This is a genomic window from Cupriavidus basilensis (assembly GCF_008801925.2).
In the GTDB taxonomy this organism is placed as follows: Bacteria; Pseudomonadota; Gammaproteobacteria; order Burkholderiales; family Burkholderiaceae; genus Cupriavidus; species Cupriavidus basilensis.
Genome location: NZ_CP062803.1, coordinates 4,284,149 through 4,303,381, shown reverse-complemented (window position 1 = coordinate 4,303,381; position 19,233 = coordinate 4,284,149). Strand labels below are relative to the sequence as shown.

The following is a 19,233-nucleotide window of genomic DNA, read 5'->3' as shown; positions in this document are numbered from 1 at the left end:
CACGGCCAGTGGACGTCTATACCAACTGGTAGAAGAGCCCGGCGTGTGTGAGGAAGGGGCATGGTTGTGGCGAGAGTGGTGTAAGCGTTACCGAGTCTCGCGGTGGCGAAGCGTCACCCAGGAAGTATGGGATTTGCACGCTTTGGCAGGGTGAAAAACATGTCGTTCGTGCTTTACTTGGACTTCGATGGGGTTCTCCATCCCGAGTGCGTATATCGCACAAGCAAGGGTCCGTGGCTGCAAACACCCGACCACAAATTGTTCGAGAATGAGGGAATTCTCGAGGAAGTTCTGGCGCCTTATCCAGCTGTCCGCATAATTCTCTCCACGGCCTGGTTGCTGTGGCGCGGCGGATATAGTTACGCAAAGCGACAGCTTTCACCCGCATTGCAGCAGCGAGTCATCGGTGCGACTTACCACAAACGCTACACGAGGCGCGACGAGTATGTCGAGACGCCACGAGGTCTGCAAATCTGGACCGATGTTCAGCGTCGCTGTCCGCACGGCTGGCTCGCACTCGATGACGACTATGAGCATTGGCCAGCCTGGTGCAGGGATAGGCTTGTGCGCACGCATCCGGTTTTTGGCATCGCGGAGCCTGGCGTTCTGCTTGAACTTCAGCTCAAGCTCAAGGTGATGCACTGCCATATGCCTGCAGCAAACAAAGCAAACGATTGAGGCTGCTTGAGTCCGCGAGCAGAAAACCAAGGCGAAATAGATGAATACAGTAGAGCAAACAGTTCCCCCCGACTTTCTTAGCGAGACAACGCTCAGCGCAGTGCCAAGTGCACAATCAAAGTTTTTGGCGCGCCTGATTGATGGCAAGTACGTCCTTGGTTCCACAGAGGCCGAAGTGCATGAACGCTATCTAATGTGTCAGGACTTGGCAGAGCAACTCATCGCGTACTGTCAGCACCGGCGCATCTTCGGATGCACAAACTGAATGATGGCGCGCCGCAAGTACTTGTTTCTCGATTTCGATGGCGTGCTACACCCGGTTTCTGCATTGCAGAGTTTTGCTATGCGCATGCCTCGACGCGCCGCGATTCAGCAGGGAAGACTGTTCCGTTGGACCCAGATACTCGAAGAGCTGCTGCACGGCTCAGATGTCCACATTATCGTGCACAGCGCATGGCGTCGACTCGTCGGCGAGCCAGAGCTACTCGAATACCTTGGGCTGCTAGCCGCTCGCTACTGTGGCGTTACAAATTTCGAACTGACGCGGTGGAATGGAATAAGGCATGCGGTAGCGCAATTGAGCCTTAACGAAGGCGAGTGGTGCGTGCTGGACGACCACGCTTCGCAGTTCCCTGACCCACTCCCCTCCGAAGTCGTCTTATGTGACCCCGAACTCGGTATTTGGGACGCCTCGGTTCGAAACCGCATCCGAGCGTGGGCCATTGGCGAGCCACATCAAGGATGACAGAAATGAACTCTAGCAGCAATGTCTCCGCTGGAGACTGGAGGCATACTCTGGGCCCAGAGACCACCGTCCATACACGTACTGTCCGACCTGCACTAGGATTTCGACCCCGTACGCATTTCCATCCGACCTCGAATTCGATATCCTGGTCTCCGGGGGAGATATTGGGCCGCATGAACTGGCTGTTCCGTAGCCGGCTGGGCTCGGAAGGTCCGTCGTTTAACACCGCGGCATCAATTGCGAGCTCTTGGATTCTAGCGACACGTGGTGAGCATGCAGGTAATCTTTTTAGATTTCGACGGCGTTCTCCATCCCTATGGGGAGCAGGCCGTAGATGAAAATTTCCGTCTCATCGGCAATCCAAATCTGTTTGTCTGGCTGCCGATACTCGACTCACTGCTCGCTCCGTACCCTGCGGTCCGGATTGTTGTCAGTTCTGACTGGCGGCGACTTTTTGATGACAAGGCCCTTATTCGCCTGCTAGGACCACTCGGCAGCCGCTTTGAAGGTGTCGTCGAAACATATAGGTCTTCTCGCGCTGACGAAATCATGGCGGAAGCTCACAGGCGAAGGTTGACCCAATGGTTGGCTATTGACGACCATCCTAGTGTGGTCAGCGCGAGCCGAAGAGACGAACGATACATCGCTTGCGAGCCAGAAACCGGTATTGCAGCTGCAGGTCCTCAATCGAAACTGCGCTTCAGGTTGACACGTTTGGTCCGCAGTGACTCATGACTTACGAATGGAGCATTGGGCTAGCAGAAGGACGCCTCGCTTGGGTGCTCAACACGCTCCCGACAGCGCATCAAATCCAATCGATTGGTGAGCCAGAGGCGCTTGATGCCACCTATTTCACATTTGCCAAGGACGTAGGAGATGCTGAGCCTGGACGTTGAACGCGCGTTAGCCGCGCTGACTTCAAAACTGCTTCACGAACCGATTCCCGGTTTCAAGCCGCACCGCGCCGAGCACGACGCCCGGCAGTTCGCCCTGTCAGCAGCAGGCTTAACCGCCGACATCACCCTGCGCGAAGCTCAGGCCAAGTTGCTTGCAACGGCCACCCGGCTAGACGCCGCAGCCGAAACCGCGCTCCACCGGCTTGAGGCGTTTAGCACCCCAACCCCTGCTGCGCTAGCTGAGTTCCACATTGCAGCCAGGCGCGCGCGGGCCGCGTGGAACATGTACTACCAGCTTCCAGTTGTGGACTCGAAGTGACTCACCCGAGGCTTCGAGCCTGAATGAACCCAATGCCCCACGCGCAAACGGTAGCAACTCTGCCGCACTTGCTTCCGTCCTTGTGTGAGGTCGGCAGGTCGAAGCCCCCCTTATAACCGGCGCGTGGAGTGAGGAAAAACTGGTCACTTGTAGAAGCTATAGCGAGGCTGCACCACGCCGCCCTCTGGCACATACTTGAGAACCTTCCCGACTTGATGGGCGACGCGCAATGTGATGGGCACCACGCCGCGCGGAATCAAGAATTAGCATCATGGGAAACAGGCGTCTGGCATCAAGGTGCCATCTTACTTGGACACCTCGAACGTTCCGCCAGCCCCCGGGAGCCAACGGGATTCTCGAGCGCATCCAGGTTCCAATACGCTTCGGCTGCCGTGAACCTCTTGCCGCCCGGTACCTCAACAGCAGCCAGTCACGTGGAAGTAGAGGCCGACGCCGGTCCTGCCGGCAAGGTGCGGTTCTTCCCTGAGAAGAAGCAGGTCAAGCACCACCGGCATTCGCACTATTTCTGGCGGTATACAGAACCGAGCCGGTAAGCGCGGGCGACCCACTCTGAGCGCACTGCTGCCAAGCGATATATTGCATTTGGCTTGCCGCGAGGCGGCAAAATCTGCCAGCTCTTTGAGCTGTCTGTCCTTATGTTTTGAGAAGGAATTCATCAAATCGGAAAGGCGCCCCATGACTCGGGGGTAGGCCACGTCACCCGCTTCTTGCCCGAGGCAACATAGTCTTTCAGCTCCCCAAAGGGTATGAAAGCGACAATCCGAGGCGTTACGCATTACAACACGATTCGACTTCGGCCAGATGCACGGATGCGGATGCCAGTTTGTTGAGCATCCTCCTCGCCTGCAGCAATGATGTCATCAAGAACGGACCTGATATCTGCGGGAGTGTTGAGAAACTTCATACCAAAGAACGTACCTCGGAATGAGGCAGCGCTCACTGCGCGCTGCCGTTGGTATCCGAACAGCAGCGCATCTCCGCTTCCCAGTGCAAACCAGCCGAAGTTTGCAGCAAGCTCACTCATAACGTACAAGCCAAATCCCGAGTTGTCGTAGATGTTTTGCCAACCGCTGTAGCCACTTGTACGAGAGATGCCTGGACGAACCGCGAGCAGCAATGCGTCAGCATCAGATGCAATTCCGTGGAATTCAGAGAGAGTGCGTGCAATACCGATACCCTCGTCGAGAATCGCGATTTCGACTTTCCCGTCATACCAGCGCTGCCCACAGATATAACACTCGTTGGCCTGAGAGTGTTCAAAGACGTTTCGAATGACCTCTCGGATAGAGTACGTAGTCCGTCCTGCAGAATGTTACGAAGCCAAGCGTGGCAAGGCCATGGCGAGAATTGGGGTGATGGAGAACTCCCAGAAGGAATATGAATCTGATCCCCTTTCTGGGAGTTTTCGACTTGCCGATGAGCACGCCCGACTTTTTCCGTAGCCGCCTTGACGCCATGATCGACCTGCGCCATCCGCTGGCGGTTCTGGCCATGCGTATGCCGTGGCCGCAGATCGAGGCGACGTTGGCGCCAGTGTTCGCACGCCAGGCGCGAGACGGACAGTTGGAGGTGGGCGAGGATCTGTTCGGCCCGACCCTGGCGGTGGCGGGTGCCGGTATCAGTGCCGCGGGTCGGCCGCGGTTGCCGATCCGTCTGATGGTCGCACTGCTGTACCTCAAGCATGCATACAACGAGAGTGACGAGTCGGTGTGCGAGCGGTGGGCGCAAGACGTCTACTACCAATATTTCAGCGGCCAGGAATACTTCGAGCCCCGTCTGCCATGTGACCCGACCAATCTGGTGCGCTTCCGGCAGGCATTGGGCGAGGCCGGCGTCGAGGAGTTGCTGGCGACCACGATTGCCGCTGCCGTGCAGATGGGCGCGATCAAGCCGGCTGAGTTCGAGTGTGTGATCGTCGACACCACGGTCCAGGAGAAGGCCATCGCCTATCCGACCGACAGTCGATTGCTGGATGTGGCGCGTGCCAAACTGGTCCGCCTGGCCAAGCGTGCAGGCCTGAACCTCAAGCAGACTTTCGAGCGCGAGGGCAAGAAGCTGCGCCGCAGTGCGGGCGGATACGCGCACGCCAAACAGTTCAAGCGACTGCGTCGAGTGCTCAAACGCCAGCGCACCATTCTCGGCCGGATCCTGCGGGATATCGAGCGCAAGTTGTCCGGGACATCGGACGCCATGCAAGCCACGATGCAGCCATGGATCGAGCGGGCGTGGCGAATCTGTCGGCAACGTCCGAAGGACAAGAACAAGCTCTATGCCTTGCACGCCCCGGAAGTCGAGTGCATCTCGAAGGGCAAGGCGCGCCAGCCGTATGAGTTCGGCGTCAAGGTCAGCCTGGCAGTTACTGCGAGCCAAGGCCTGATCGTCGGTGCACGCAGCTTCCCCGGCAATCCCTACGACGGCCACACACTGCATGCCCAGCTCGAGCAGACCACCATCCTGCTGCAGGAGCTGCCCGGCGCCCCGAAACCCAACACGGCTATCGTCGATCTGGGATATCGCGGCGTGGATGCCGAGGTGGCTCCGGTGAAGATCGTGCATCGCGGGCGAATCAAGACGATGAACCAAGTCCAGCGCAGAATGCTCAAGCGGCGCCAGGCTGTCGAACCCGTTATCGGGCACGTCAAGGCGGATCACGGACTACGGCGCAACTGGCTCAAGGGCGAAGCTGGTGACGCACTGCATCCGATCCTTTGTGCTGCTGGCTTCAATCTGCGCTGGCTGCTGCGGGCCATCGTCCGCCTGGGACTGTCGGCGGTATTTTTTGTTTTCCTGCTGCTGCGCTTGCTTGGCCGAACCGTTGTGCCCGTCGGCCAGCTCGCCCTGCCGAAGCTGCGGGACTGAAACTGCCGGTGCCGCCCTTTATCACCTCTTTTGCAGCTCAAGCCAATTTTGCAGGACCGACTACGTATACGTCCTGAGCGGCTGCGAATCGTCGAAGGAACCTGCAAGCACGCCGGCAATCCGCCTCGCTTCAGCTTCGATTGCCGTGTACCAGTCCTCCACGCCTTGGCGACCAACATCGACGTCTGGACGACCTATGCGCGTAATAGGTACATAGCTCCGGGACCCTCGAGCCTCGCCAACGTCCTTGCCGGCATCCATGCCGATGAAATGGAAAAATCCCATATGCATCAGGTACGAATGCGCTTGCTTCCCTTCGTCGATTCCGTTCGCATACGAAGTGAAGCCCTTCTCCCTCCGGTAATCAACCCACTGCCGCAACTTGGAACCCAGAGCGAGCATGCCGGTCGGCATGGAGAACCGTAGAGGTGCGAAGTCCACTGAGACTTCGTCCTGGTCCCGCGCTGCGTCAAGCTCGGCAAAAAGCCTTGGCAATCGGTCCCGGTCAAGCGTTACAGGAAATCTAACAATCATCGTATTGAACATCTAGGAATGCGAATAGAATTTGTTTGGCGCCGGCTTTCGCTAACGCAGACTAGCTTTGGCCGAGTCTTCATCGGAGCACTCCTTCTGCAACTGTTTGGCGGCTACTAAGCATGGCATAATTTTATGAACTGTGACAGGCTCTCAAGGGTCGCCGTTACAATACACTCATCCTCATGGAATTCTAATCATTAATTGGAAGAATATTGTGACAGAAGGCGATTTTAAGACATTCGTACAAGAGATGGCTGGTAACTTGGATGAGCATGTATTCGGGGAGATTTACGACGTACTCCAGAAATTCCCGGGTAGACGTGAGACCTTGAACCCGGCATTCCCGTACCCGAAGATATTGCGTATTGGCGCATTGAAGACGCATCTTGTGGTTGAGTATGTCGGCCCGCAAGAGAGCGATAAGGACAATTATGAGGTGCAGGCGGAATTTTCTCCGAACAAGACTATATTCGATTTTCTTGGGATTGAAGTAACCCCTTCCACGCCTATGCTCCAGGTTCCGAGTAATATCGAGAACATGCAGTTCTTCGTTGGAGACGCAATGACCATTTTGGGCGACTATTTGTATGATGTTGTTGCGAATCCTAACGATATCGCGCTCAATACGCTGTTCGATGTCAGTACAGCCACTGAGCCAACTTTCATGTCGAATGTTACAATCTTCTGGTCGGACTCTGAAGGGGCGATTAGAACCCGACGAATAGATTTCGCGGAGATAATGCCGATTCACGAAGATGGATATGCTTATCATACGGACGACAGTCTTAAACACTTCGGAAATTTCCTCGCAAATTATCAAGTTCCGAGATACAAGCTCAAGCTCCACGAGGTTTTGAATGAATTCATCTCTCTGGTGGGCTCGGGGGCGTCTTCGGAAACAGAAATTACCCGATATCTGGCCAAGCACCCACAAATTCTTCAGCTCGCGTTCGGGGCTAACGATATCAATCCCGAGAAAGAGTTGGTGTGGCAGTATGAAGCAGGAAAGGCCAATTTGAGGCCGGATTTCCTTATCGTTAAAATGGACGGCTACGCGGATATTGTGGAATTTAAGCTGCCCCGTATTTCGGGTGCTCCAATGGTCGGCACAGATACCCGGCACAAGCCAAGTGCGGTAATCGAATCTGCCTTGGCTCAAGTAGATGAATATGATGAGTGGTGTAATCAAGAAGTTAACCGAAGCTGGCTAGAGAAGACCCACGATATAAAGGTTCATACTCCGCAGACATATTTGATTGTTGGCCATCGCGATGACTTCTCTAGCGAAGACCGGCAGAAGCTGAGGCGTCGTCGTAATGCCGTTATCTTCACGTACGACGAATTCATCGATTTGGCCCGATGCCAGTTATATCGCATGAGGTAATCTATCGCCGGTCAAGCCAGATACGAACGACGCTGAGTTCGCCGGGAGCGGAACACCTGCGAAAGTTCCATTCTCGACGGTCGCCCCTACCTCCGGAGGTTGAGTCGGCGTAGCATGTGGAGCGTCTCTGCCAATCGCAGAAGTTCGACTAGTAGCAAGTCCTTCCCTAGGACATTCCCGACTCTATCGCTGCAAAGTATGAGTTTTAGTAAAGCTTTTCACAGGGGCAGGCATGCCTGCCCCTGACCATCTCAATTGGCTTCAAGAATGTGAGGCGGTCACCACTGATGAGGGCAAACAGGTGGTCGTCTACGAGTTCTTGCATCAGCCGGAAGCTGCCGTGCTGTCTGCGTGGGCGCGCCACCTGCGGCAGCATTACTGCGAAGACGGCATGCTGGACATGCTTCGTTCAGGAACGGGCCTGACGAGGGCTCAGTACCTCACAAACATGCTTTTCCCGAGCGCAACGCAAAAGCCCGGCCCCTCTGTGCGCGCTGGAGACTTTGCCGAGATTCTCGTGGCAGATTTCCTCGAGTATGTCTTGAACCATTGGGTCCCCAGATGGAGGTATCTGGACAAGGCGACGCCCAACGACTCTGTAAAGGGAACCGACGTCATCGGCCTGCAGATTGCAAAAGACGGAATTGCAGCTCACGATACGCTGACTACGTTTGAAATAAAGGCGAAGTTGACGGACGGCTTTGCCACGAAGCCCCGGCTACAACACGCGGTAGATGATGCTGCGAAGGATAGCTTGCGCCAAGCCTTTACATTGAACTCGATGAAGAGGCGCGCGGCCGAAAAAGGTGACGGCGAGCGAGTGCAGATGGTTGAGCGCTTTCAATGTAAGCCAGACAGGCCATTCAGGGAACAAATCGGCGCGGCGGCAGTGCTGCACGACGGGGCCTTTGATGTTGACGAGATTAAGGCGACTCTCACGGCCGTCCATGGCGACGACGACTTGCTTCTTCTATTGGTCATTAGAGGCCAGGACCTAATGACGTTGGCCCACAACTTATATGAGCTAGCCGCGAATGAGGCCTGAATCAAACTCACGCCGCATATTCAGCATTACTCGCTCAAAGGCGAGAATGTATGAGTACTCGGTCCCGGAGGCTGAGCACATTAGAATTCCTCCAGGGACAAAGCCCTCCGACCTGCTTCTGCTAACGGTAGGAATTCTTGGCGACGAGGCGGCGAACCTCTGTAACCAGTACCTTGAGAGAGGAACGCTGTACACGCGGATTTCGGTGGCAGACCGTCAGGGTCTGCAGTTTGCCGCTTCGTTCTTCTATGCATACGTGGAGTCTAAGTTTGACTCCGAAATCGATGATGAGCTTCTGACCCTGGCTGCCGCGTCGTTCTATCTAGGAGAGACACCCGGAAGCACCTTGGTCATTAGCAGGATGCTTGATAGCCGACAGCTAGACAACTCTGGTTCGCTTGCTGCGGTCGTTCGCCGCGTGCTATCAGAAAGATGGCGAGATTGGATGCCGGAGGCCGGTGACCGTTTTGCTACTGCTATTGGCTTTGTTCTTCGCTCAGCCGGCATCTTCTTATCGACAGAGGGTGTTGATGAACGTCTCGTCCTTCGGCATTGTGCGGCCTTGCGCAAGGAAGTCTACGCTCGTGGTTCTGCTCATGAACTTGCATACGCAGACCTATTGGTTGCCATAGTACTTCGGAAGCTCGCCAACTCCAGCAGACGCACGTTGCCAGCGTACTCAAGGCTGGACGAGGAACAGTGGGCACATGTACTCCGGAAGAAGAACTTCGTAGGCGAATTATGGCCTGCTCAGCACTTGTTAGGCCAGGAAGGCCTATATGCGGGAGCCTCGGCCGTCATTCAAATGCCAACCAGTGCCGGCAAGAGTCGCGCGATTGAGTTGATTATCCGTAGTGCTTTCATTTCTCGTCGCGCAAAGGCCGCGGTCGTGGTAGCACCGTTCAGAGCGTTGTGCCAGGAGATTTCCAACTCGCTTCGTGCTGCGTTCACCGGCGAAATGGTCTCGGTCAGCGAACTCACTGACGTTCTGCAACAGGACTTCCGCGACGTGCTGGGTGGACTGTTCGGCAACCCGTTCGGATATTCTTCATCGGTCCTGGTTGTCACCCCAGAGAAATTGCTGTACGTCCTCAGGCAACAACCCGAACTAGCGGATGCAATCGGGCTGGTCGTCTATGATGAGGGCCATCAGTTCGACTCCGGTAGTCGCGGCGCGACTTACGAGTTGTTGTTGACTACCCTGAAGCAGCTGATTCCGCAGCATGCACAGGTCGTGCTTATATCTGCGGTCATTGCAAACGGACGTGCGGTCGCAGACTGGCTTATTGGCAAGCATGCTCGCGTTGTCGCCGGCAACAGTCTTGTACCGATGTTGCGTTCGGTCGTATTTGCTAGCTGGCGGCGGGCTCTAGGTACATTGGAATTTGATGTACTCGGTGGACCTAATGACCCCCCGTATTTCGTGCCTCGGGTTATTGAACCTATACGACTCACAAAGTTCAAGCGTGAGCGGCTTGACAGAGACTTTCCTAAAAAAGATGACCCACTAAGCATTGCTTTATATCTTGGGCTGAAACTTGCTGCTCAAGGTAGCGTCGCTATATTTTGCGGACTGAAAGGCAGCGTTTCGACCCTTGTGAAAATGGCCGCAGACTGCTATCGACGCGATTTGCCTTATGCTTCACCAGCTCAATTCGCTGACCCGGCCGAACTAGGTAAGCTCGTTACTCTACATACGAAACACTTCGGCGTCGATTCCTTTGCGTCTGGAGCGGCTCGTCTCGGTATGCTAATGCACCACGGGAATATTCCACAAGGTATTCGCACCTGTGTCGAGCATGCTATGAGGGAGGAGCTTATTCCGCTCGTAATTTGCACCTCCACTCTAGCACAGGGCGTAAATCTGCCGTTGCGATATCTCGTAGTGCCGACGACGCTCCAAGCTGGGGAGCGTATCAAGGTTCGTGATTTTCAGAATCTCATGGGACGGACCGGCCGTGCGGGCATGCATATTGAAGGGTCCGTCATATTCGCTGACCCTCGACTTTATGACGGACGAGCCGGCAGCGACGGTTGGAAATGGAGGGGAGTACAGCATCTCCTTGACGCTGAAAACATGGAGCCGAGTGGCAGTTCGCTTTTTGAGTTGCTAGAGCCGATTGTGAACGACGACAGGACGATGAAAATCTGTGATACGTCCGTAATAATTGGTGCCCTTGTCGAAGGGAAAACTCAAGCGTTCGATTTGGTAACAGAAATAATCTCCCGAGCCCCTGGCCTCGGGATGACGACAAGTGCTAAACGCCAAGTGGATTTGAAGTGGCGGCTGGTCACCGCAGTCGCGAGCTTCCTGCAAGCCAATAGAGGGGAAAAATCGTTCGACGATTTTATGTTAACTGTGACGACGCTGGCACAGTCAACTCTTGCTTACGCCCTTGGAAATGTAGGTCAGCGAATTTCCCTCATTGGATTGTTCAATATAATTGCTGAGGAAGTGGATAACCGTGTTCCGGATTCCGAAGCTCAACATAGAAATTCCCGCACACTTTTAAGCATTGGCGTCCTCGAAGGGATTTACACCTGGTGTCAAAATAATTTTGAGAAAGTAGTTATTTCTTCTCGGGATTCCGAATCCGCATTATTGGACACCATCTGGCCGTTACTTGACACTATCGGCGATAGCGAAATCTTTGCGCGTTGTATTAGACGCGAGCGCCTACTCTTAATTGCACAGCTATGGATTTCTGGAGCATCATATCGTCACACCGAGGAAGCCATACATCAAGAGAAAATCGCTAAACAGCATGGTGAACAGTCGCGAAAGTTCACCACGGATGACGTGGTTGAACTATGTGACAACTGTTTCGGTTATGAATTCTCTCTATATTTCACAGCGCTTGTCACTTACTTTGAGACGGCCAATGAAGAACTGGTCGTAGAGCGGCTTAAGCTGCTCCAAAGCGAGCTGAAATATGGCCTCCCAGACCGGCTAAGTATCGCAATACATGAGGCTGGATTTACGGACCGCATGTTGGCTCAGGACTTGAAGCCAATCTGCGCCGGCATACCTGCGACGAAGGGCGACGTTTTAGAGCATGCTCGCAATTCCCCACAGCAGTTCGATACAGTGCTGGCAGCGTACCCTTCCTATTTTTCCTCAGTACTACAGTCGCTGCGTTGAGGGCGGCGGCCTAACTAGTCGGGCTCTGACACGTCCGCATCGACACCGGACGAAGCGAGGACATCCCAGGCATTAGCCGTGCGTGCAGTACGGCGCGCCACATCATGCATCATCTGGGAACCGTCGTTGAGTCTGTCACTCACGGCACGGCTGATGCCGGGCAGTACCAGAGGAACAACAGGTTCGCCCAAGTGCGAAAGAGAACAATCAATGGCGTCGTCGAAACGTTCAAATGCATGGCGTGAGATTGCCAAGGACGATGTGGACGAAGCATATTCCGCAGCTGAACGGCAACATGTCGAATCGGCTATTGCTGCTTATTACCTGAGGTCGGACGGTCCATTCGGTGCGGGCGCACTTCGGTACATCGACGCGTCGCCAAGCCACCTGGCAACGGCTTTGAGTATTGATGAGAGCTGCAACCCGGGGAAAGAGCTTGGCCGCGCCTGCGGGGGGCGCAGGCGATGTCGCGCATGCTTGCGCACGGCGCGGTCTCTCTAACCCAAACCGCCGCATGGAAGGTGGAAATCGACGCAACTGCTCAAGGCGTCGCGAGGCGAACCTTACGTGGTCGGTCCTGCAAAATTGGCTTGAGCTGCAAAAGAGGTGATAAAGGGCGGCACCGGCAGTTTCAGTCCCGCAGCTTCGGCAGGGCGAGCTGGCCGACGGGCACAACGGTTCGGCCAAGCAAGCGCAGCAGCAGGAAAACAAAAAATACCGCCGACAGTCCCAGGCGGACGATGGCCCGCAGCAGCCAGCGCAGATTGAAGCCAGCAGCACAAAGGATCGGATGCAGTGCGTCACCAGCTTCGCCCTTGAGCCAGTTGCGCCGTAGTCCGTGATCCGCCTTGACGTGCCCGATAACGGGTTCGACAGCCTGGCGCCGCTTGAGCATTCTGCGCTGGACTTGGTTCATCGTCTTGATTCGCCCGCGATGCACGATCTTCACCGGAGCCACCTCGGCATCCACGCCGCGATATCCCAGATCGACGATAGCCGTGTTGGGTTTCGGGGCGCCGGGCAGCTCCTGCAGCAGGATGGTGGTCTGCTCGAGCTGGGCATGCAGTGTGTGGCCGTCGTAGGGATTGCCGGGGAAGCTGCGTGCACCGACGATCAGGCCTTGGCTCGCAGTAACTGCCAGGCTGACCTTGACGCCGAACTCATACGGCTGGCGCGCCTTGCCCTTCGAGATGCACTCGACTTCCGGGGCGTGCAAGGCATAGAGCTTGTTCTTGTCCTTCGGACGTTGCCGACAGATTCGCCACGCCCGCTCGATCCATGGCTGCATCGTGGCTTGCATGGCGTCCGATGTCCCGGACAACTTGCGCTCGATATCCCGCAGGATCCGGCCGAGAATGGTGCGCTGGCGTTTGAGCACTCGACGCAGTCGCTTGAACTGTTTGGCGTGCGCGTATCCGCCCGCACTGCGGCGCAGCTTCTTGCCCTCGCGCTCGAAAGTCTGCTTGAGGTTCAGGCCTGCACGCTTGGCCAGGCGGACCAGTTTGGCACGCGCCACATCCAGCAATCGACTGTCGGTCGGATAGGCGATGGCCTTCTCCTGACCGTGGTGTCGACGATCACACACTCGAACTCAGCCGGCTTGATCGCGCCCATCTGCACGGCAGCGGCAATCGTGGTCGCCAGCAACTCCTCGACGCCGGCCTCGCCCAATGCCTGCCGGAAGCGCACCAGATTGGTCGGGTCACATGGCAGACGGGGCTCGAAGTATTCCTGGCCGCTGAAATATTGGTAGTAGACGTCTTGCGCCCACCGCTCGCACACCGACTCGTCACTCTCGTTGTATGCATGCTTGAGGTACAGCAGTGCGACCATCAGACGGATCGGCAACCGCGGCCGACCCGCGGCACTGATACCGGCACCCGCCACCGCCAGGGTCGGGCCGAACAGATCCTCGCCCACCTCCAACTGTCCGTCTCGCGCCTGGCGTGCGAACACTGGCGCCAACGTCGCCTCGATCTGCGGCCACGGCATACGCATGGCCAGAACCGCCAGCGGATGGCGCAGGTCGATCATGGCGTCAAGGCGGCTACGGAAAAAGTCGGGCGTGCTCATCGGCAAGTCGAAAACTCCCAGAAAGGGGATCAGATTCATATTCCTTCTGGGAGTTCTCCATCACCCCAATTCTCGCCATGGCCTTGCCACGCTTGGCTTCGTAACATTCTGCAGGACGGACTACGTGCTGAATTCCGCCAGCCCTAGCAGGCAATTCACCTCCTCTACCAGCGAGCGAAGGCGAGAAGCAAACCTTACAGCCGACGTCGGCAAGATACTCCCAACAGATGACCGTCGATAGCGCGGCCGTCGATGCTTAAAGTGACATTTGGCGGCCCCGCTTGGCAAGCACACCAGAATGACCGGACAATGGGCGAAGTTTCATTACAACCTGCGACTCATGCCCTTGTCCTCCACACAAATTGGTGCCATCGGGGAGAACCTGCTCGTCAATGCAGTCATGAAGGCGAGCGATGGCCGGCTTTCACCTTTTCAACCGCTCGCAGATGACGACGGCATTGACGTCTTGTTCTTCGATAAGGAGACTGGCAACGCTGTCGCCATTCAGCTGAAGTGTCGGACCGTCACGCTATACAAGGCGGGTACCAAGGAGCGTGGGAACCTGGTTCACTTCGAACTCAGGCAGACCACGTTCAACGAGGCTCGTCGCGCATACTTGGTTGCCGCACTATGCGATGAAGCCCTGGCGGGCTTTGAGGTGACCTGGCTCATCCCGATGTCTCAGATACCGGTTCTCGCGCGGGACATCTCCGGGAAGTGGGTCATCCGAGCAAGCAAGGCGGATAACAGCGCAGACCGGTACTCGTCGTACCGCTGCGCGTCGGCAGACGACCTGGCGAACCGCATCATCGAGGTTTGCGAGGCGCATGGGCCAGCACCCATGCCGGCGCTTGCGACCGAAGACGCGGTGCCGGAGCCTGGTTTCACAACATGAAGGAGGCCTACCGTTGAGCGCTCAGGCGGGACCATGCCGCGGCGTCCGGACGCTCGCCGGCGAGCCGTCAAGAGCGAGTTGCTCGGTCAGGTTCGGATGAGAAACCCAGAAGCGCCACGCGATACTGGAAGCCTTGAGGCTAGGCCCCGTGCAGACTGCGGGGCAATCAAGTTAGTTCTCTTCTATGAAAGCTAAACCTCAGCAGCCAACATCCGTAGACCGAACTGCACTATATGAGGATGTATGGGCGACGCCGATGAGTCGGCTTGAGCCCAAATATGGGATACCCGGCGCGGCAATTCGGAAGCTGTGCGACAAGCTGCAGGTGCCCGTGCCGCCCAGGGGGCATTGGATGCAGCTGGAATCGGGATATTCCGTAACTCAACCGCCACTGCTTGAGATGGTGGAGCGCGAAACACGGGCAAAGAAGGTGGGACGCCCACGCAAAGTCCCGCCGAATCTTGATGATGGGGCACAACTGCCGGAGCGGCCGAGCGAGCCGCAGCCGGCCTTCGTCGAGCTTCCTGAGCCTAAGCACTGGCATGCCGTACTGAGCAAGGTGCGGTCTGAGTTAGAGGCCGAAGCAAAGAATGCCGCTCAACTAAAGACGAAGCACGATTGGGAGCAAGCGCATCCTGGCAGGCAATATCCGTCGCGCGAGCGGATTTGGGGAGGCTGGGAGTATTTTTGCGATGCCGGGCAACTGCTAGGCGGACGCCACCGTAAGTCTCCCGTTCGCCTCTCCCTCAAGCACTACCGGCGTGGACTCGCCATCCTGAACATGCTCTGTGAGCGCGCGGAAAAGGAAGGCTACGAAGTGCGGACAAGCGATGACGGTTCCCGAATTCAGTTCGCTAAAGCGCAGGCACATATAGCAGTTCGGGTCAGCGAGAAGTTCGAGGTTGGCTCCCGTTCGGAGGTGAACAGTTGGGACAAATCGACTAGGCAGATTAGGCGGCTACTGCCCACCGGTCGCCTCGCCGTTTTTGTCGAGCAACAAGGTCTCGGACATACAGAAGTTGTTGACCGGCCTGGCCAGCCGCTGCAAGACCGAATGGAAGAGATTGCTCGAGCCATGGCGCGCCGTTACGAGTGTTCACAGGCGGCTATCGCAAGGTGGGCAGAACAGAAACGAGTGTATGCCGAACAGCAGGCGTGTCGTGAAGAGGAAGAGAAAAAGCGGAAGGAGGTGGAGCGCCTTGCTGAGGAGGAACGCGCTCGGCGCGTGGCTCTTGTTGCAGAAGCTGAGAACTGGCAGAGAGCTGACTTGCTGCGGCGATACGTGGCATCGCTTGATGCACGGGTCGAATCGGGAGGGCAACTGGCAAACGCAGACGAATACGAGCGTTGGCGCGCTTGGGCGCTTCAAGTTGCCCAAGAGATGGACGCGAGCCTAGCTAGAGTAGGCTCCCCTATAAGGCCGGATTCCTGAGAAAGGCTTCAGTAGGCAGAATTGCCGCCCGAAATAGATGGTTGCGAGAAACAAGGCAGTTCTGCGACCAGTTCCACTTAGATTTACATAGCGCTTGGGCGATTCGCGGTCGAGCGCTGCCTTAGGGCTTCGTAAAGCTGGGCTGGTCCAAGCAGAATCTCTTTGAGCCCTTCGCGCACTCGTTCCGAACCCAGCGCCTGTGTGCTCATCGTATTGTGGGCGTCGAGCGCGTCCATGATGGCATGCATAAGCGCGTCCTTCAGGTCGGGTGAGTTGGCGAACTGCTCCTTGCTGTTGCTCATGGCCTGCTGCATGAGCGTCTCGTTCTCCAGCAACTTGCCTTTGAGCACGCCGTTCACATATACGAGCTGGTCGTCATCGGTCAGGTCGCCCTCGAAGAGGCCATTGACCTTCTGGATGATTTCCTCAAGGAAGGCCTTCTGCTTGTCCTGCACGGCTCCGCTGCCGACGGCGTCCATCGGCGGCAGCTTGGGGGCTTCGCCATGATTCAGTCTCAACGGCTGGCGCCCGGTGTTCCTCAGGCTGTGGTGGGTCAGCACCACCTTGGACAGGTCGACGGTATCGCGGTCGCGGCCGAACTCCAGCAGCGGAATGAGGCGCTTGTAGAACAGGAAGCGCCTTTCGATATCGGTATTGCCGTAGTCGAAAATCTGCGATAGGAACGCGTAGAGGCGCACAAACGCACCCATGTCGTTCTTGAACAGGACCAGCGCATCGAGCGTGTCCTTGGCCGCCTGGGCAGCCCTGTCATCGCGCTGCGCCTCGGCAGTAACCTTGTCCTGTTGTGCAGCCTTGTAGCGCTTGAGCAAGCGGTCGGCCACTGGCGCGATGGCAGTACTTAGCTGCGCCTGCGTTCCCTTCGGGTCTAGTTCGACCTTTGTCACGCGGTCCACCTCGAAGTCGTCGTAGTGGCCGGTGGCATCGAGCTTGGCGCGCAGGTCGTAGACGTGATGCGGGTCGGTCGTGGCCTCCAGTTGGGCGGTCTCGTAGTAGGTCTTGAACACCTTGAGGATTTCGCCGGCGTCGTTGACGAAGTCGAGGATGTAGGTGGTGTCCTTACCAGGGTGGGCGCGATTCAAGCGCGACAGCGTCTGTACGGCTTGGATGCCGCCGAGCATCTTGTCCACGTACATGCCGCACAGCAAGGGCTGGTCAAAGCCAGTTTGGAACTTGTTGGCGACGAGCAGCAGGTGATACTCGGGCTCGGCGAACGCATCGCGGATGTCGCGCCCCTTTAGGCCGGGATTCAGTTCCTTGCTGGTCTCGGTCACCGGCGCCGGATAGCTCTCAGGGTCGTCGATTTCGCCAGAGAACGCCACCAGCACGCCCAGCGGATAGTTCTGCTTTCCGATATAGGCGCGAATGGCCTTTTGCCAGCGCACCGCCTCCTTGCGGCTGGCCACGACGACCATGGCTTTCGCTTTGCCCTCCAAGAGTGGCTGTACGTTCTCGCGGTAGTGCTCGACGACGATTTGTACCTTCTGCGCGATGTTGTACGGGTGCAGCCGGACCCACTGCATGATGCCCTTCATCGCGGTACTGCGCTCGACCTGCTTTTCGTCGTATTCTTGGCCGTCGTGGGCCAGCCTAAACGCGAGCTTATAGGTCGTGTAGTTCTTCAGCACATCGAGGATGAAGCCTTCCTCGATGGCCTGGCGCATCGAATACACATGGAAGGGCTGCGGTAGCCCGTCGGGGCCGGGCCGGCCGAACAACTCCAACGTCTTCAGCTTGGGCGTGGCCGTGAAAGCCACGTAGGTCAGACCCTTGGCGCCGGTGCGCGCCTCCATTTGGGCGGCCAACAGGACCTCGGTGTCGATTTCACCGCCATCCTGCAGCTCGGCCCATTCTTCGGCCGACAGCAATTGCTTGAGCTTGGCCGCCGCCTCGCCGGTCTGCGAGCTGTGGGCTTCATCGGCGATGACGGCGAAGCGCTTGCCCTCGGTCGCCGCCAGCTCCTGCACCGCCTGCAAGGCGAACGGAAAGGTCTGGATGGTGCAGACGATGATTTTCTTGCCATCCTTGAGCGCTTGGCCCAGTTGCGCGCTCTTGCTGCCGTGCTCGTTGGTGATGGTGGCCACCACGCCGGTGGTACGCTCGAAATCGAAGATGGCTTCCTGCAGCTGCGCGTCCAGCACTGTGCGGTCCGACACCACCAGCACGCTGTCGAACATCTTCTGGTGTTCGGCGTTGTGCAGGTCGGCGAGGAAGTGTGCCGTCCAGGCAATTGAATTGGTCTTGCCCGAGCCCGCCGAATGCTGAATCAGGTAACGCTGGCCAGGGCCTTGCGCCAGTACATCGGCCACTAGCTTGCGTGTCGCATCGAGCTGGTGATAACGCGGGAAGATGACGGTCTTTGGCTGCTTCTTCTCGTCGCGCTTGCCAATCAGGTAGCGGTGCAGGATGTCGAGCCAGCTCTCACGCGCCCACACCTCGTCCCACAGGTAGGCAGTGGTGAAGCCATTGGGGTTCGGGGCATTGCCCGCCGCGCCTGCGTTGCCTCGGTTGAACGGCAGGAAATGTGTGGCCGGACCAGCCAGACGGGTGGTCATCGTGACCTCAGTCTGGCTCACGGCGAAGTGCACCAGCGCCCCGCCTGGGAAGCTCAGCACCGGCTCTGCTTGCCCGCCCTTGGGCTGGGGATGCCGGTCGAAGCGGTATTGGTCCACAGCATCCTGCACGCTTTGCGTGAAGTCCGACTTCAGCTCGGCAGTGGCGACCGGAATGCCGTTGACGAACAGCACCAGGTCCAGCGCGTCTTGCGGATGGTTCAGCGAGTGCCGTACTTGACGCACCACTCGCAGCCGGTTGGCGGTGTAGTGCTGCTGGATGACCGGGTTGATGGCCAGGGCGGGCTTGAACTGCACCAGCGATAGTGGCGCCTTCAGCCCCAGCATTTCGACGCCACGGCGGAGCACATCCAGCGTCCCGCGCTCGTTCAGGCTCTTACGTACCCGCTCAGCCAGGCGTTCCTTGAGGGCCGGCCCATGGGTCTTAGTCAGGCGTTGCCAGGTGTCGGGCTGGGTCGCCTCAATCCAAGCTAGCAGGTCGGGTAGGAAAAGTGCGTTGGCGCGGTCATAGTAAGCCGCATCGCCTTCAGCATAGAACCAACCGCTAGCTGCCAGGGACTGGCAGATTTCTGCTTCGAAGTGGTGTTCCTGGTGCAGGTTGCTCATGCTTGACCCG

At 57.2% G+C, this 19,233-nt stretch carries 13 protein-coding genes and 1 pseudogene; 10 read left to right on the top strand and 4 right to left on the bottom strand.

The annotated features are described in order from the left end of the window. Nucleotides 1–159: 159 nt before the first annotated feature. The 4 genes from F7R26_RS19830 to F7R26_RS19815 all read left to right on the top strand — a co-directional run bounded on the left by F7R26_RS19830 (nucleotide 160) and on the right by F7R26_RS19815 (nucleotide 2,638). Entirely contained in the window at nucleotides 160–678 is a 519-nt protein-coding gene (locus F7R26_RS19830) for an HAD domain-containing protein (protein ID WP_241754374.1), read from the top strand. A 265-nt stretch (nucleotides 679–943) separates the two neighbouring features. Then, nucleotides 944–1,423 carry an HAD domain-containing protein gene (locus tag F7R26_RS19825; RefSeq protein WP_150993234.1) on the top strand — a complete coding sequence of 160 codons (480 nt, stop codon included), beginning with the start codon at nucleotides 944–946 and terminating at the stop codon, nucleotides 1,421–1,423. 273 nt (nucleotides 1,424–1,696) lie between these two features. Continuing rightward, nucleotides 1,697–2,158, top strand: a complete 462-nt coding sequence (locus tag F7R26_RS19820) for an HAD domain-containing protein (RefSeq protein WP_150993232.1) — start codon at nucleotides 1,697–1,699, stop codon at nucleotides 2,156–2,158. A gap of 141 nt (nucleotides 2,159–2,299) precedes the next feature. Next, nucleotides 2,300–2,638, top strand: a complete 339-nt coding sequence (locus F7R26_RS19815) for a hypothetical protein (RefSeq protein WP_150993230.1) — start codon at nucleotides 2,300–2,302, stop codon at nucleotides 2,636–2,638. Nucleotides 2,639–3,434: 796 nt separating this feature from the next. On the opposite strand, the gene F7R26_RS19810 is transcribed toward F7R26_RS19815, so the two are convergent. Continuing rightward, on the bottom strand, nucleotides 3,435–3,683 hold the full coding sequence (locus tag F7R26_RS19810) for a hypothetical protein (RefSeq protein WP_193692100.1): 249 nt from the start codon (nucleotides 3,681–3,683) through the stop codon (nucleotides 3,435–3,437). A 392-nt stretch (nucleotides 3,684–4,075) separates the two neighbouring features. Here F7R26_RS19810 and F7R26_RS19805 point away from each other — a divergent pair, with 392 nt between their 5' ends. Beyond that, the gene (locus F7R26_RS19805) at nucleotides 4,076–5,518 is read left to right on the top strand and encodes an IS5 family transposase (protein ID WP_150993646.1); all 1,443 of its coding nucleotides are present in this window, start codon (nucleotides 4,076–4,078) and stop codon (nucleotides 5,516–5,518) included. 60 nt (nucleotides 5,519–5,578) lie between these two features. On the opposite strand, the gene F7R26_RS19800 is transcribed toward F7R26_RS19805, so the two are convergent. Beyond that, nucleotides 5,579–6,064, bottom strand: a complete 486-nt coding sequence (locus F7R26_RS19800) for a hypothetical protein (RefSeq protein WP_193692099.1) — start codon at nucleotides 6,062–6,064, stop codon at nucleotides 5,579–5,581. A 205-nt stretch (nucleotides 6,065–6,269) separates the two neighbouring features. Here F7R26_RS19800 and F7R26_RS19795 point away from each other — a divergent pair, with 205 nt between their 5' ends. The 3 genes from F7R26_RS19795 (at nucleotide 6,270) to F7R26_RS19785 (ending at nucleotide 11,626) form a co-directional block, all read left to right on the top strand. Beyond that, complete coding sequence (locus F7R26_RS19795) at nucleotides 6,270–7,439, top strand: Shedu anti-phage system protein SduA domain-containing protein (RefSeq protein WP_150993573.1); 1,170 nt, start codon at nucleotides 6,270–6,272, stop codon at nucleotides 7,437–7,439. A 232-nt stretch (nucleotides 7,440–7,671) separates the two neighbouring features. Next, the gene (locus tag F7R26_RS19790) at nucleotides 7,672–8,484 is read left to right on the top strand and encodes a DUF1837 domain-containing protein (protein ID WP_150993575.1); all 813 of its coding nucleotides are present in this window, start codon (nucleotides 7,672–7,674) and stop codon (nucleotides 8,482–8,484) included. A 46-nt stretch (nucleotides 8,485–8,530) separates the two neighbouring features. Further along, complete coding sequence (locus tag F7R26_RS19785) at nucleotides 8,531–11,626, top strand: DEAD/DEAH box helicase (protein WP_170302042.1); 3,096 nt, start codon at nucleotides 8,531–8,533, stop codon at nucleotides 11,624–11,626. 631 nt (nucleotides 11,627–12,257) lie between these two features. Here F7R26_RS19785 and F7R26_RS19780 read toward each other — a convergent pair. After that, nucleotides 12,258–13,699, bottom strand: a pseudogene (locus F7R26_RS19780) (IS5 family transposase). Nucleotides 13,700–13,997: 298 nt separating this feature from the next. On the opposite strand from F7R26_RS19780, the gene F7R26_RS19775 reads away from it, so the two are divergent. Together F7R26_RS19775 and F7R26_RS19770 are read left to right on the top strand one after the other, a co-directional pair. Next, nucleotides 13,998–14,594, top strand: coding sequence for a DUF4365 domain-containing protein (locus tag F7R26_RS19775; RefSeq protein WP_150992837.1), 597 nt, complete (start codon nucleotides 13,998–14,000; stop codon nucleotides 14,592–14,594). 256 nt (nucleotides 14,595–14,850) lie between these two features. Beyond that, nucleotides 14,851–16,026 (top strand): hypothetical protein, encoded by a 1,176-nt coding sequence (locus tag F7R26_RS19770; protein WP_170302020.1) that lies wholly within the window; start codon nucleotides 14,851–14,853, stop codon nucleotides 16,024–16,026. A gap of 83 nt (nucleotides 16,027–16,109) precedes the next feature. On the opposite strand, the gene F7R26_RS19765 is transcribed toward F7R26_RS19770, so the two are convergent. After that, the gene (locus F7R26_RS19765; RefSeq protein WP_150992841.1) at nucleotides 16,110–19,223 is read right to left on the bottom strand and encodes a type I restriction endonuclease subunit R; all 3,114 of its coding nucleotides are present in this window, start codon (nucleotides 19,221–19,223) and stop codon (nucleotides 16,110–16,112) included. Between the last annotated feature and the right edge of the window lie 10 nt (nucleotides 19,224–19,233).

Excerpts from the sequence above, each read along its gene's own strand:
- F7R26_RS19830 (WP_241754374.1), top strand. The coding sequence starts at position 160 with ATGTCGTTCGTGCTTTACTTGGACTTCGATGGGGTTCTCCATCCCGAG.
- F7R26_RS19825 (WP_150993234.1), top strand. The coding sequence starts at position 944 with ATGATGGCGCGCCGCAAGTACTTGTTTCTCGATTTCGATGGCGTGCTA.
- F7R26_RS19820 (WP_150993232.1), top strand. The coding sequence starts at position 1,697 with ATGCAGGTAATCTTTTTAGATTTCGACGGCGTTCTCCATCCCTATGGG.
- F7R26_RS19815 (WP_150993230.1), top strand. The coding sequence starts at position 2,300 with ATGCTGAGCCTGGACGTTGAACGCGCGTTAGCCGCGCTGACTTCAAAA.
- F7R26_RS19810 (WP_193692100.1), bottom strand. The coding sequence starts at position 3,683 with ATGAGTGAGCTTGCTGCAAACTTCGGCTGGTTTGCACTGGGAAGCGGA.
- F7R26_RS19805 (WP_150993646.1), top strand. The coding sequence starts at position 4,076 with ATGAGCACGCCCGACTTTTTCCGTAGCCGCCTTGACGCCATGATCGAC.
- F7R26_RS19800 (WP_193692099.1), bottom strand. The coding sequence starts at position 6,064 with ATGTTCAATACGATGATTGTTAGATTTCCTGTAACGCTTGACCGGGAC.
- F7R26_RS19790 (WP_150993575.1), top strand. The coding sequence starts at position 7,672 with ATGCCTGCCCCTGACCATCTCAATTGGCTTCAAGAATGTGAGGCGGTC.
- F7R26_RS19785 (WP_170302042.1), top strand. The coding sequence starts at position 8,531 with ATGTATGAGTACTCGGTCCCGGAGGCTGAGCACATTAGAATTCCTCCA.
- F7R26_RS19775 (WP_150992837.1), top strand. The coding sequence starts at position 13,998 with ATGACCGGACAATGGGCGAAGTTTCATTACAACCTGCGACTCATGCCC.
- F7R26_RS19770 (WP_170302020.1), top strand. The coding sequence starts at position 14,851 with ATGAGTCGGCTTGAGCCCAAATATGGGATACCCGGCGCGGCAATTCGG.
- F7R26_RS19765 (WP_150992841.1), bottom strand. The coding sequence starts at position 19,223 with ATGAGCAACCTGCACCAGGAACACCACTTCGAAGCAGAAATCTGCCAG.